Genomic DNA, 12,703 nt, shown 5'->3' with positions numbered 1-12,703 from the left:
TAACCTCGGTTCACCGTTTGATGAGGAGCCCCATGCAATCCGCCTTTCCGCCCGCCGCTCCGCCGCCGGCCGCGTCACCCCGCCGCATCGGCCTCGCCGAGTTGTTCACCGGCTTCCTGTCGCTTGGCCTCATGTCGTTCGGCGGCGCGCTGCCGTTCGCGCGGCGCACCATCGTCGACGAGCGCAAGTGGCTTTCCGCCGACGAATTCACCGACCTGCTCGGGCTGTGCCAGTTCCTGCCGGGCGGCAACGTGATCAACCTGTCGGTGGCCGTCGGCATGCGCTTTCGCGGCGTGGCCGGCGCGTTCGCCGCCATTCTCGGGCTGATCGCGGGCCCGACGCTCGTCGTCGTCGCGCTCGGCGTGCTGTATGCGAAGACGCAGAACGATCCGCGCGTGCAGCACCTGTTCGCGGGGCTCGCCGCCGCGGCGGCCGGGCTGCTCGTCGCGATGGCCGTGAAGGTCGCGAAGCCGCTGCGGCACGCGCGCGCGGCGGCCGGCATCGCGGCGCTCGCGTTCGTCGCGATCGCGGTGCTGCGCATCCCGCTGCTGACCGCGATGCTTGTGCTGACGCCCGTCAGCATCTGGCTCGCGTCGCGCCGCCGCGACGCGGGCACGCCGCAGCCGGCGCCGGCCGCGGCGCGCGACGCGCAGCCGGGAGGCCGGCCATGAACGACACGCTGATCGCCATCGCGACGATCTTCAGCCAGTTGTCGCTGCTCGCATTCGGCGGCGGCAACACGATCCTGCCGGAGATGCAGCGGCAGGTCGTCGACGTCCATCACTGGATGAGCGCGCACGAGTTCACCGCGCTGTTCGCGCTGGCCCAGGCGGCGCCCGGGCCGAACATGATGATCGTGTCGCTGGTCGGCTGGCACGTGGCCGGCTGGAGCGGGCTGCTGGTCGCGTCGCTCGCGAAGTTCGGGCCGTCGTCGATCGTCACCGTGCTCGCGCTGCATGCGTGGGAGCGCTTTCGCGACCGGCCGTGGCGCCGCTACGTGCAGGAGGGGATGATGCCCGTCACGGCCGGGCTCGTCGCGGCGAGCGCGGTGCTGATCTCCGAGGCGTCGAACCGCACGGCGATCCAGTGGGGCATCACCGCCGCGTGCGCGGTGCTCGCGTGGCGCACGCGCATCCATCCGCTGTGGCTGCTCGCGGGCGGCGCGCTGATCGGGCTCACGGGTATCGGGCAATGACCGTCGCACGGTAACGTCCCGTGCGCCATACTGGCGCGAATCTTCACGGGAGGCTCGATGGATCTCGACGGCGCCAGCCGCAATCTCACCGTCGCCGCGTTGCTGACGCTGTCCGGCGGCTACCTCGATGCGTACACGTACGTGGGCCACGGCCACGTGTTCGCGAACACGATGACGGGCAACGTCGCGCTGCTCGGCATCAACGTGTCGGCCGGCGAATGGGCGGCCGCGCTGCACCACGTGCCGCCGCTCGGCGGCTTCGTGGTCGCGGTGTTCGTCGCGCACCTGCTCGGCCTCGCCGCGCAGCGCGGCTGGATGCGGCATACCGCATTCGCGAGCCTGCTCGTCGAGATCGCCTTTCTCGGCGTCGCCGCGAGCGGGCTCGTCGGCGCGTCGAGCGCATGGCTGATTCCGGGCATTTCGTTCGTCGCGACGCTGCAGACGCTGTCGTTCACCCATCTCGAGGAACTGTCGTACACGTCGGTGATGACGACCGGCAACCTGCGCCGCGCCGCGCAGAAGCTGTTCGTCGGGCTGATCCCGCGCTACGACGCGGGCGCGCTGCACGACTCGGCGCTGCTCGCGACGATCAGCTTCTGCTTCCTGGCCGGCGCGGTGATCGGCGGCCTCGTCACGCGGCTCGTGCCGGAGTTCGCGCTGTGGGGTGCCGTGCTGCTGCTCGCCGGTGCGTTCGCGGAGATCCTCCGGCGTGCCTGGCGCCGGCGCGAGACGCCCGGCGAGCCGCCTGTGGCGGCGTGACGGAGCCTCCCGCCGGCACTTCCGGCCGCCTGCCCGTTCCCCCGCGCCTGCGGGGCGATGCTTACAGACCCGACATCCCGTAAGCCGCGTGGCCGGAGGATGCCGTGCGGCATCCGACGCCCGCCCGGCGCGCCTCGCGCGCGCAGCGTTGTGCGCGGGCGACAGTTCCGCCGTTACCGCGCATTTCAATTTCTTTCAGCGATTGCAGTCGTCATATGATTCAGCCCACATCGCGCGCGCCAAGAACGCGAGCGATCGCCACCCGGCTGCGCACGCGGCCGGCCATGAACGGAGACACCTACAACCAGGAAAGCTCATGAAGCAGACCACCCGACTCGCAGCCATCGCAGGGGGCGCCGCGCTCGCATTTGCCAGCCAGTACGCGGCCGCACAAAGCTCGGTCACGCTCTGGGGCGTCGCCGACGCCAGCATTCGCTACCTCACCAACGCCAACGCCAAGAACGACGGCCTGCTGTCGATGACCAACGGCGCGATCACGAACAGCCGCTTCGGCATCTACGGCACGGAAGATCTCGGCGGCGGCCTGAAGGCCGTGTTCAACCTCGAAAGCGGCGTGAACCTGCAGAACGGCGCATTCGCCGACAGCGGCCGCCTGTTCAACCGCGCGGCGTACGTCGGCCTGCAGAGCCCGTACGGCACGGTGACCCTCGGCCGCCAGAAGACGCCGCTGTTCGACCTGCTGTCGGACACCTACGATCCGCTGACGGTCGGCAACTATCTCGAAAACGCGTGGCTGCCGGTCGCACTCGGCGGCGGCCTGTATGCGGACAACCAGATCAAGTACACGGGCAAGTTCGAAGGCCTGACCGCGAAGGCGATGTACTCGACCGGCACCAACTACGAATCGACCGGCGCCGGCGGCTTCTCGGGCCAGATCCCGGGTTCGCTCGGCAAGGGCAATGCGTGGGGCGTGTCGCTGTCGTACGTGATGGGCCCGCTCAGCATCGCGGCCGGTGCGCAGCAGAACAGCGACAACTCGGCGCGCAAGCAGACGATCTACCACGCGAACGTCGTGTATGCGTTCAGCAAGGCGAAGATCTACGCGGGCTACCTGCGCTCGAAGGACGACACGGGTTTCGTCGACAGCCTGCTCGCCCAGCAGTCGATTCCGGTCGCGAAGGGCACCGGCCGGATCGACGACGGTCCGTTCGCGGGCGTGAGCTGGCAGGTCAGCGCACCGCTGACGCTGACGGGCGCGTTCTACTACGACCACATGCGCAATGCGATGACCACGAACGGCACGCTCGCGAGCGGCAACCGCTACGCGATCGTCGGCATCGCCGAGTACGCGCTCAGCAAGCGCACGGAAGTCTACGGCACCGTCGACTTCAACAAGACGAACGGCGCGGCGAACGTCGAGCTGCCCGGCCGCAGCAACCAGACCGGCATCGCGATCGGCCTGCGCAATATCTTCTGACGAACGCCGGAACGCATGCGCCGGCAGTCGTCCGGCATGCATCGAAGGGGCGCCGCGAGGCGCCTCTTTTTTTTCGTCGTGCGACCTTCATACGCGCGCACGACTATTCGGCGAATGCTCCATCACGAGACCCCCGCGCCGTAAGGGAACCGTCGGCAATCCAGAACATACTTTTACAGTGCGCGCGAAGCCTTTCCGCTACGCTGCGTGCATCGCCCGTTGCGTGCCGCCAGGCTCGCGCGGTGCGTCGTTCCGGTCACGCTCGGCGAGCGCGGCCGGCCTGGTGCGTAACTTGTGTATCCGGTGATGACAATCTCGGTTCGCCGGTTTTTTTTCGTGGGACGATGCGCTCACGATTTTCTTGAAAGGGGATGACGATGGGTATCCTGAACACCGTGGGTGAAATCGCTGGCGCAATCGCGGCCGTCGAAGGCGCGGAAAAGCTGGATCCGGATGCGGGCCTGCTGACCAAGGCGGCAGCCGCCGTCGCCGGCTTCAAGGGCGCGGAAGCGATCGAAGGCATGCTCGAGAAGAAGGAAGAGCAGCCGCAGCAGGCAGACGACACGCAGGCGACGGACGGCAGCGACACGTCGCAGGCATGAGCATGGCGGCTGGTCCGGCCGTGGGCGCGCCCTTCGCGCGCCCGGCCGGGCCGGTGCCGCGCAGCCGGCAGGTCGGGCATGCGGTCGATCGGTGACGCATGGCACACCCGGCAGCCGGTTTGACCGGCGAGAGGCAACGTCTCTCGCCGTTTTTTATTGGGCGTGCGCGTGGCGGCACCGTGTGCCGCAAGAATTCCGGAATCTTGCTATCGTGCCTGCATCCGAACTGCGATGAGGCAATGCGATGGATTTCGACTACGACCTGTTCGTCATCGGGGCCGGCTCGGGCGGCGTGCGGCTTGCGCGCATGTCCGCGTCGTACGGTGCCCGCGTCGGCATAGCGGAAGAAGAGCAGATCGGCGGCACCTGCGTGCTGCGCGGCTGCATCCCGAAGAAGCTGCTCGTCTACGCATCGCACTACCCGCACGAAGTCGAGGACGCGCAGGGCTTCGGCTGGACCTTCGGCGCCGGCACGCTCGACTGGCCCGCGCTGATCGCCGCGAAGGACCGCGAGATCAACCGGCTCAGCGACATCTACATCAACCTGCTGCGGCAATCGGGCGTCGAGATGCACGCCGGGCGCGCGACGCTCGTCGATGCGCACACGGTCGCGATCGGCGAACGCACGATCCGCGCGCGCCACATCGCGATCGCGACCGGTTCGCGCCCGTCGATGCCGGCGCGGCCCGGCATCGAACATGCGATCACGTCGCGCGAGGCGTTGTCGCTCGCCGCGCGGCCCGCACGCATCGCGGTGGTCGGCGGCGGTTATATCGCGGTCGAGTTCGCGGGCATCTTCAACGGCTTCGGCAGCCACGTCGACCTGTTCTATCGCGGCGAAAAGATCCTGCGCGGCTTCGACGACGACGTGCGCCAGTTCCTCACCGGCGAGATGACGAAGCAGGGCGTCACGATCCACGCGCGGGCGGTGGTCGAGTCGATCGAACGCGCGGACGACGGCACACTGAGCGTGCGCGTCGGCGATGCGCGGCACGGGCCGTACGATCAAGTGCTGTATGCGACCGGCCGCGTGCCGAACGTCGACGGGCTCGGGCTCGAACAGGCGGGCGTGCTGCTCGACGCACGCGGCGCGATTGCCGTCGATGCGTATTCGGCGACGTCGGTGCCGTCGATCCATGCGATCGGCGACGTCACGTCGCGGCCGCAGCTCACGCCGGTGGCGACGCGCGACGGCGCGTTGCTTGCCCGCACGCTGTTCGGCGGGTCGCGTGTCGCGACCGATCACGAATGGGTGCCGTCGGCGGTGTTCAGCCAGCCCGAGGTCGCGACGGTCGGTCTCACCGAGGCGACCGCGCGCGATCTTTACGACGGCGACGTCGACATCTACCGCACGTCGTTCAAGGCACTGCGCCACACGCTGTCGGGCCGCGACGAGCGCACGCTGATGAAGCTCGTCGTCGCGCGCGACAGCCAGCGCGTGGTCGGCGCGCACATGGTCGGCCGCGATGCGGGCGAGATCATCCAGGGGATTGCGATCGCGATTCGCGCGGGCGCGACGAAGGCGCAGTTCGACGACACGATCGGCATTCACCCGACCGCGGCCGAGGAGTTCGTGACGATGCGGCAGAAGGTGGCCGACTAGCGGGCGCGGATGCGCGCGCGTTCGTACGCGCGCGCGGCAGGGTTGCCGGAATGCATCGTGACAGGCGAACCGGCCGGGTGCGGTAAAGGCAGCCGGATTTCGGCGATTATTCTCGGGATAGGGGTCATGCGGATGGGCGGTACGGACAATATATCTTGATATTGCCGGATTCGAGATCGATCTTCAGAGACAACAAAGGAAAATCGGCACGCTGCGCCCATATGCCTGCAAAGCCCCTGTCGGCGAGGAATTGCGCCGATTCGACCACGCGCGTCGGATAAGTAAGAAAATCGTCAACTATTATCAAGACTCCTCATCTCGATAAACAGGCTTGATATGATCGCGAAAAATCATATACGGGGCCGATCATGCGCGATCAACAGCGCAGTAACCAGAATAACGGTGTAGCCGGCGCGCGCGAGCCTGTCGCGTACCGCGCCGCGCATCCGCATGTCGTCGCAACGCACGGGTTGCGCGCTCCTTTCACTCATCTACTGCCACCGCCGGTGCGGCGATGAACGCGCGTGCGTCCATCGCGCCGACGCACGCATCCCCGTTCGCACCGCAACCGTTTCGACCGCCGGGTCGTTCGCGAGCCGGCGTGCCCGTTCCGGGCCATCTTTCCACACAAGGAGACCAACAGTGAACATTCAGACACGACGCACCGTCCTCGTGGCGGCGGCGCTCGTTGCGGCGCTGTCCGGCTGCGCGACCGAATCGTCGCGCACGCTCGACGTGCCGGCCGTGAGCAGCGCACAGAAGCCCTATGCGGGCAAGCCCGTCGCGATCGCGGTCGGCAAGTTCGACAACCGCTCGAGCTACATGCGCGGCATCTTCTCGGACGGCATCGACCGCCTCGGCGGGCAGGCGAAGACGATCCTCGTCACGCGCCTGCAGCAGAGCCGCCGCTTCAACGTGCTCGATCGCGAGAACCTCGACGAGATCAAGCAGGAAGCCGGCTTCATGAAGAAGGCGCAGGCCGTGAAGGGCGCGAACTACGTGGTGACCGGCGACGTGACCGAGTTCGGCCGCAAGGACGTCGGCGATCACCAGCTGTTCGGCATCCTCGGCCGCGGCAAGACGCAGGTCGCATACGCGAAGGTCAACCTGAACATCGTTGACACGACGACGTCGGAAGTCGTCGCGTCGAGCCAGGGTGCGGGCGAGTTTAGCCTGTCGAACCGCGAGGTGATCGGCTTCGGCGGCACCGCAGGTTATGACTCGACGCTCAACGGCAAGGTGCTGGATCTCGCGATCCAGGAGGCCGTGAACCATCTCGTCGACCAGGTCGACGCCGGCACGCTGAAGGTGCCGCAGTAAGCGCCGTGCGCGACACGCGCTCGACGAATCACTCACTCATCGGAAGAGACAAGACCATGAAACGGGGAATCTGGCTGCCGGCGACGGCGGCCGCCATGCTGCTCGCGGGCTGCGCGGCACCGACCACGCCGCCGCTCTATCAGTGGAACGGCTATCAGCCGCAGGTGTACGAATACTTCAAGGGGCAAAGCTCGCCGCAACAGCAGATCGACGCGCTCGAGAAGGCGCTGCAGGAGATTCGCGCGAAGGGTAACAAGCCGCCGCCCGGCTTCCATGCGCATCTCGGGATGCTCTACGCGAGCGTCGGCAACGGGCAGCAGGCCACGCAGTCGTTCGAGGCCGAGAAGGCGCTCTTTCCGGAATCCGCGTCGTACATGGATTTCCTGATGAAGAAGAAGGCCGTGAATCCGCAGGCCGCGAACCCGAAGGCCGCCGACCAGGCGATCGCCGGCCGGAAGCAAGCCGATCCGACTCCCGCCCAACAGTAACGTGCGTGCCATGATCAAGACACTTTCATTCAAGCTGCTGTCCGTGCTGTCGCTCGTCGCGCTGCTGAGCGCGTGCGCGCAACCCGTCAAGCGTCCCGACTACACGGCCTTCAAGAAGAGCCAGCCGCGCTCGATCCTCGTGCTGCCGCCGGTCAACGAGACCACCGATGTCGGCGCGACCTACGGGGTGCTGTCGCAGATGACGCAGCCGCTCGCCGAGTCGGGCTACTACGTGGTGCCGGTCGCGGTGATGGACGAGACCTTCAAGCAGAACGGCCTCGCGAACGCGGCCGAGATCCAGAACACGTCGCCGGCGAAGCTGCGCGAGATCTTCGGCGCGGATGCCGCGCTCTATTCGAAGATCACGCAATACGGCTCCGTCTACCACGTGGTGGACAGCACGACGGTGGTCGCGGCGTCGGCGAAGCTCGTCGACCTGAAGAGCGGCGACGTGCTGTGGCAGGGCGAGGGCCGTGCGACCGGCAAGGAGGTCGGCAACTCCATGAGCGTCAATGCGTTCGGTGTCGTCGGGATGCTGGTGCAGGCGGCCGTCAAGCAGGTCGCGCATTCGCTGACCGACGAAGCGCACGATGTGGCCGGGCTGACCAGCAGCAGGTTGTTGTCGGCGGGGCCGCCGAACGGGTTGCTGTACGGGCCGCACTCGCCGAAGTACGGGACTGACTGACCCGCGCGGATGCAGCGGCTTCGGCCGGTCGGGCAGGCCAGGTCGCCTGCCTGCCGCGCCGGCGCCGCGACATCCGGCATCCGGCATCCGGCATCCGGCATCCGGCATCCGGCATCCGGCACCCGGCGGCCGCGTTCGCGCGGCCGTCTTGCATGGCGGGCGGCGGCGCTCGTCGCCCGCGCCGCCGCTCAATGCACGCCGAACGCGTCGAGCAGCCGGTACCAGCTCATCGCGAGCACGAGCGCCGGCGTGCGCAATGCCTCGCCGCCGGGGAAGTCGCGATGGCGGATCTTGTCGAACAGGTCGAAGCGGCTCGCCTGTCCGTCGATCGCCTCGGCGATCAGCTTGCCCGCGAGCGCGGTCGTGTTCACGCCGTGCCCCGAGAACCCCTGCGCGAAATACAGCGTCGGCGCGATGCGGCCGAAGTGCGGCGCGCGGTTCATCGTGATGTCGACGAAGCCGCCCCACGCGTAGTCGACCTTCACGTCCGCGAGCTGCGGGAACGTCTTCAGCATGTCCGCGCGCATCGCCGCGGCGAGATCGCGCGGCTCCCGCGTCGAATAGCTGACCTTGCCGCCCCACACGAGCCGCGTGTCGGGCGCCGGCCGGAAATAGTCGAGCACGAAGCGGCTGTCGCAGATCGCCGCGCGCGCGGGCATCAGTGCGGCGGCGCGCGCTTCGCCGAGCGGCTCGGTCGCGATCACGTAGGTGCCGACCGGCATGATCTTCTTCGCCAGCGCGGGCGCGAGCGTGCCGACGAAGGTGTTGCACGCGAGCACGACGAAACGTGCGCGCACGTTGCCGCCGCTCGTCTCGACGACATGGCCGCCCGCGACGTCGCGCACGCGCGTCACGCAGCTGTCCTCGTGGATGCGCACGCCCGCGCCGGTAGCCGCGCGCGCGAGGCCGAGCGTGTAGTTCAGCGGATGCAGGTGGCCGCTGTCCGGGTCGTACAGGCCGCCGCAATAGCGGTCGGACTGCACGTAGTCGCCGAGTTCGTCGGCTTCGACGAAGTGGAAGCGGTCGTAGCCGAAGCGCTTCGCGGCTTCGTCGCGCCAGCGTTTCAGTGAATCGGCATCGCGTTCGGTGTTCGCGGCGGTCAGGTAGCCGGGCACCAGCGCGCAGTCGATGTCGTGTTGCGCGATGCGCGACTTCACGAGCGACAGCGTTTCGAGCCCCATGTCCCAGATGCGCTTCACGTCGCCTTCCGGCATGAACTGCGCAAACGTATCGATGTCGCACGCGAACCCGCCGATCAGCTGGCCGCCGTTGCGGCCGCTCGCCGCCCATCCGACCCGCGACGCTTCGAGCACGGTCACCGAATGGCCGCGCTCGGCGAGGTTGAGCGCGGCGGACAGGCCCGTGAGGCCCGCGCCGATCACGCACACGTCGGCATCGATCGTGCCGGCGAGCGGCGCGTGGCGGGTCGTATCGTTGGCGGTCGCCGCGTAGTAGGACGCGACGTGCGGCTGGTTGGCAAATGTCTGCATGGTCGGGAAAACGAATAAATTGGCTTAGAACAGCTCGCGCACGCGGTGGTACAGCATCCCGAGCTCGAGCGCGGGTTGCCGCCACGCGTCGCCGCCGGGGAAGCGCCGGTGGCGCATGCGTGCGAACAGGTCGAACGCGCGCGTGTCGCCCGCGACCGCGCCGGCAATCGCGCGTCCGGCAACGCCGGTGAGCGCGACGCCGTGCCCGCTGAAACCCTGGACGTAGAAGAAGTTCGGATCGAGCGCGCCGAAATCCGGCGCGCGGTTGCGCGTGACGTCGACGAAGCCGCCCCACGCGTGGTCGACGCGCACGTCGCCGAGCTGCGGGAACACGCCGACCATGCGCCGCCGGATCGTTTCGGCGAGCGTGGCGGGTGACGCGCCGGCCGAATTCGCGCGGCCGCCGAACAGCATCCGGTGGTCGGCCGACAGCCGGAAGTAGTCGAGGAAGAAGTTGTTGTCGCACACGGCCTCGCGCTGCGCGATCAGCGCATCGGCGCGTGCCTGGCCGAGCGGCTCGGTCGCGATGATGTACGACGCGATGGGCGCGATGCGGGCGGCCGTCGCGGCCGGCAGCACGCCGCCTGGGCCCGCGTTGCAGCACGACACGACGAAGCGGCAGCGCACGTCGCCCGACGGCGTGCGCACGACGGGCCGCGCGCCGCGCACGACGTCGAGCGCGGGCGTGTGTGCGTACAGCGCGACGCCTTCGCGCCGCGCGGCATCGGCGAGGCCGAGGCAGTACTTGAGCGGATGCAGGTGGCCCGACAGCGGGTCGTAGACACCCGCGAGATAGCGTGTCGACGCGATGCGCGCGCGGATCTCGCCGGTGTCGAGCCACGACAGCGACGGATGGCCCCAGCGCCCGGTTGCGGCGTCCATCCATGCGCGCAGGTCGTCGATGCGGCGCGGTTTGGTCGCGACCGTCAGGTAGCCGCGCGTGAAGTCGCAGTCGATCCCGTAACGCGCGATCCGCTCGGCGATCAGCGCGACGCCGTCGAGCGACAGCGACCACGCGGCGCGTGCGCCGTCGGCGCCGAGCTGCCGCTCGATTTCCTCGTCCTTCGCGAAGCCGGTGATCGCCTGCCCGCCGTTGCGGCCCGACGCGCCCCAGCCGGGCCGGTGCGCATCGATGACCGCGACCGACAGCCCGCGCGCGCGGCAGTCGAGCGCCGTCGACAGGCCGGCGAAGCCGGCGCCGATCACGCAGACGTCGACGTCGATCGTGTCTTCGAGCACCGGGTCGTCGGCGGCCGGCCGCACGGCCGTCGCCTCGTAGTACGAGTCGCGCGCGAGCGCATCGGCGCGGCGGGTGAAAGACTGCGTCATCAGACCGACTCCCTCGTTGCGGCCGCCACGCGATGCGCGATGCATCGTGTTGCGGCCGGTAAAAACGGCGCGGGACGCCGTGCGCGCGGCACGGCGTCCCGCGTGTGCTGCGTCAGAACGAATAGATGAACTGCGTCGCGAGCAGGTCGTTGGACTTACCGTACGAACCGTCGTTGCGCAGGAACACCTTGTTGTTCGCCCAGTCGTGCCGGTATTCGACCTTCACGGTGATCTGCTGGGTCGGGTAGAACAGCAGGTCGAGCGCGACGTCCTGGCGTACCGCCCCCTTGCACTCGAAGCCCAGGCCGCCGCCGGCCTTCGACTGCGCGAGGCAGTCCGCGTCGACGCCGAAGCCGTTGCTCGGATCCATCCCGTTCCCGTTCAGCGCGATGCCGCCGCCGCCGCCGCCGTTCTTCGAGTTGGCGAGCAGGTCGTAGCGCAGCGTCACGCCCATGCGGCCGACCACCGGCGCGTTGAACTTGCGGTGCGCGAGCAGCGACAGGCCGTACCACTGGGCGAGCCCGCCGTTGAACGCCGCATGCTGCTGACGGCCGTAGTCGACTTCCGCGTTGTACTGAATGTCGGCGAGCGTGTAGGTCGCGTCGAGTTCACCGAAGAAGAACGAACCGTACGCACTCGGTGCCGCCCCGCCCGGGCCGTAGTTGGCGTTGCCGTTCGCATCGAGCGCGCTTGCGAGCGTCTGCCGCCCGATGTTGAACGACCCGCCGATGTCGAGCGCGCTCGACCACGTGTAGTCCGCGCGCGCGGTGAAGGTCGGCACCTTGTTGCTGGTCGTGATCGGGTCGCCGAGCGCGTTGGTGCCCTTCTGCGTGACCGAACCGTACGTGCGGTACTGCTCGTTGCCGAGGAAGAACTTCCACGCCCAGTTGCCCTTCGTGTAGTTCGCGCCGATCCCGACATAGCTGCCCGGATCCGAGAAATCGTACAGCAGGTTGTGCGTGAGCGTGAGCATCTGGTTCGACTGCTGCACCTCGTAGCCGCCGAAGCTCGGGATCAAGCCGGCGACGAGTGTCGTCTCGGCGGTGATCGGCACGTTGATGACCGCCGTGTTCAGCAGGTTGTCGGTGATCGAGCCGCGCGAGTTCTGCAGCAGCGTGATGCCGTTGCCGCGGTTCGGCATCAGCGTGATTTCCGCCGACGGTGCCATCGGGCCGACGCCGAAGGTCTTCTTGATGTCGAGGTAGAGATCGCCGAACGTGCTGTTGAAGTAGTTGTACGCGTTCTCGTGGTTCGCGAACAGGAACGACGACGTGCCGGCCGCGCGGTTGTAGATGTAGGTCGGGTCGATGTAGCCCGTGACCGACAGGCCGGCCAGCGGGCCCGTGTTGGCCGCGTCCGTCAGCGAATCGACCTTCAGCTGCTGGTTCGCGATCTGCTGTTTCATTTCGCCGACTTCGTCGTTGGTCAGCGTCGCCTGTGCCTTGCCGTAGTCCGGCGAGCCCGGATCGACGGCCACGGCGACCGGCGCGGCCTTCGTGCCGGCCTGGGCGGTCGCGGTGCCGCCCTTCGCCGAAAGTTGCGCCTGCATCGCCTTCATCTGCTTCTGCAGCGCCGCGACCTGCGCCTGCAGCGCCTTGATCTCGGCGGATGTCGAGTCGGCCAGCGCGATGCCCGGCAACGCGCCGGCCACCAGCAGGCAGATCAGTTTCTTCTTCATTGCGGATTCTCCTTGTCGTGCGCCTGTCAAATCGGGATCGAATCGCGCGCCCCCCCTGGGGCAGCGCGCCTTGCTTGTCTGCACTGCTTGTTATCGTCGAAGCCGGCGGTGCGTCG

Annotated in this window: 12 protein-coding genes; 9 read left to right on the top strand and 3 right to left on the bottom strand. The window is 68.2% G+C overall.

Features of this window, described 5'->3' with window-relative positions; all coding sequences use genetic code 11:
- Positions 1-32: 32 nt before the first annotated feature.
- The 9 genes from AB3K92_RS21440 to AB3K92_RS21400 all read left to right on the top strand — a co-directional run bounded on the left by AB3K92_RS21440 (position 33) and on the right by AB3K92_RS21400 (position 8,090).
- Positions 33-671, top strand: coding sequence for a chromate transporter (locus AB3K92_RS21440; RefSeq protein ID WP_369465808.1), 639 nt, complete (start codon positions 33-35; stop codon positions 669-671).
- The gene (locus tag AB3K92_RS21435) at positions 668-1,195 is read left to right on the top strand and encodes a chromate transporter (RefSeq protein WP_369465807.1); all 528 of its coding nucleotides are present in this window, start codon (positions 668-670) and stop codon (positions 1,193-1,195) included. Before AB3K92_RS21440 ends, AB3K92_RS21435 begins: the two co-directional genes overlap by 4 nt.
- Before the next feature lie 57 nt (positions 1,196-1,252).
- On the top strand, positions 1,253-1,954 hold the full coding sequence (locus tag AB3K92_RS21430) for a YoaK family protein (protein ID WP_059496526.1): 702 nt from the start codon (positions 1,253-1,255) through the stop codon (positions 1,952-1,954).
- A gap of 316 nt (positions 1,955-2,270) precedes the next feature.
- Positions 2,271-3,392: a porin gene (locus AB3K92_RS21425; protein WP_011353454.1), complete on the top strand. Its 1,122-nt coding sequence runs from the start codon at positions 2,271-2,273 to the stop codon at positions 3,390-3,392.
- A 377-nt stretch (positions 3,393-3,769) separates the two neighbouring features.
- A complete protein-coding gene (locus AB3K92_RS21420; RefSeq protein WP_027788932.1) occupies positions 3,770-3,994 on the top strand; it encodes a hypothetical protein in 225 nt (74 codons plus the stop codon).
- A gap of 244 nt (positions 3,995-4,238) precedes the next feature.
- Entirely contained in the window at positions 4,239-5,597 is a 1,359-nt protein-coding gene (gene gor / locus AB3K92_RS21415; RefSeq protein ID WP_369465806.1) for a glutathione-disulfide reductase, read from the top strand.
- Between the two features lie 648 nt (positions 5,598-6,245).
- The gene (locus tag AB3K92_RS21410; protein WP_182670311.1) at positions 6,246-6,917 is read left to right on the top strand and encodes a CsgG/HfaB family protein; all 672 of its coding nucleotides are present in this window, start codon (positions 6,246-6,248) and stop codon (positions 6,915-6,917) included.
- Positions 6,918-6,973: 56 nt separating this feature from the next.
- Positions 6,974-7,405: a DUF4810 domain-containing protein gene (locus tag AB3K92_RS21405; protein WP_048026633.1), complete on the top strand. Its 432-nt coding sequence runs from the start codon at positions 6,974-6,976 to the stop codon at positions 7,403-7,405.
- Positions 7,406-7,415: 10 nt separating this feature from the next.
- Positions 7,416-8,090 carry a DUF799 domain-containing protein gene (locus AB3K92_RS21400; protein ID WP_369465805.1) on the top strand — a complete coding sequence of 225 codons (675 nt, stop codon included), beginning with the start codon at positions 7,416-7,418 and terminating at the stop codon, positions 8,088-8,090.
- Positions 8,091-8,278: 188 nt separating this feature from the next.
- On the opposite strand, the gene AB3K92_RS21395 is transcribed toward AB3K92_RS21400, so the two are convergent.
- The 3 genes from AB3K92_RS21395 to AB3K92_RS21385 form a co-directional block, all read right to left on the bottom strand.
- Positions 8,279-9,580, bottom strand: a complete 1,302-nt coding sequence (locus tag AB3K92_RS21395) for an FAD-binding oxidoreductase (protein ID WP_048026634.1) — start codon at positions 9,578-9,580, stop codon at positions 8,279-8,281.
- A 24-nt stretch (positions 9,581-9,604) separates the two neighbouring features.
- Positions 9,605-10,909: an FAD-binding oxidoreductase gene (locus AB3K92_RS21390; protein ID WP_060326690.1), complete on the bottom strand. Its 1,305-nt coding sequence runs from the start codon at positions 10,907-10,909 to the stop codon at positions 9,605-9,607.
- Positions 10,910-11,021: 112 nt separating this feature from the next.
- The gene (locus AB3K92_RS21385) at positions 11,022-12,587 is read right to left on the bottom strand and encodes a DUF3138 family protein (RefSeq protein WP_027788938.1); all 1,566 of its coding nucleotides are present in this window, start codon (positions 12,585-12,587) and stop codon (positions 11,022-11,024) included.
- Positions 12,588-12,703: the final 116 nt, after the last annotated feature.

Origin of the sequence: Burkholderia sp. Bmkn7 (genome assembly GCF_041103175.1) — a bacterium.
GTDB lineage: Bacteria > Pseudomonadota > Gammaproteobacteria > Burkholderiales > Burkholderiaceae > Burkholderia > Burkholderia cepacia.
Note: the sequence above shows the minus strand (reverse complement) of the source record. Positions and strands in the feature narration are given on the sequence as shown.

Excerpts from the sequence above, each read along its gene's own strand:
- AB3K92_RS21385 (WP_027788938.1), bottom strand. The coding sequence starts at position 12,587 with ATGAAGAAGAAACTGATCTGCCTGCTGGTGGCCGGCGCGTTGCCGGGC.
- AB3K92_RS21430 (WP_059496526.1), top strand. The coding sequence starts at position 1,253 with ATGGATCTCGACGGCGCCAGCCGCAATCTCACCGTCGCCGCGTTGCTG.
- AB3K92_RS21435 (WP_369465807.1), top strand. The coding sequence starts at position 668 with ATGAACGACACGCTGATCGCCATCGCGACGATCTTCAGCCAGTTGTCG.
- AB3K92_RS21425 (WP_011353454.1), top strand. The coding sequence starts at position 2,271 with ATGAAGCAGACCACCCGACTCGCAGCCATCGCAGGGGGCGCCGCGCTC.
- AB3K92_RS21405 (WP_048026633.1), top strand. The coding sequence starts at position 6,974 with ATGAAACGGGGAATCTGGCTGCCGGCGACGGCGGCCGCCATGCTGCTC.
- AB3K92_RS21420 (WP_027788932.1), top strand. The coding sequence starts at position 3,770 with ATGGGTATCCTGAACACCGTGGGTGAAATCGCTGGCGCAATCGCGGCC.
- gor (WP_369465806.1), top strand. The coding sequence starts at position 4,239 with ATGGATTTCGACTACGACCTGTTCGTCATCGGGGCCGGCTCGGGCGGC.
- AB3K92_RS21390 (WP_060326690.1), bottom strand. The coding sequence starts at position 10,909 with ATGACGCAGTCTTTCACCCGCCGCGCCGATGCGCTCGCGCGCGACTCG.
- AB3K92_RS21440 (WP_369465808.1), top strand. The coding sequence starts at position 33 with ATGCAATCCGCCTTTCCGCCCGCCGCTCCGCCGCCGGCCGCGTCACCC.
- AB3K92_RS21395 (WP_048026634.1), bottom strand. The coding sequence starts at position 9,580 with ATGCAGACATTTGCCAACCAGCCGCACGTCGCGTCCTACTACGCGGCG.
- AB3K92_RS21400 (WP_369465805.1), top strand. The coding sequence starts at position 7,416 with ATGATCAAGACACTTTCATTCAAGCTGCTGTCCGTGCTGTCGCTCGTC.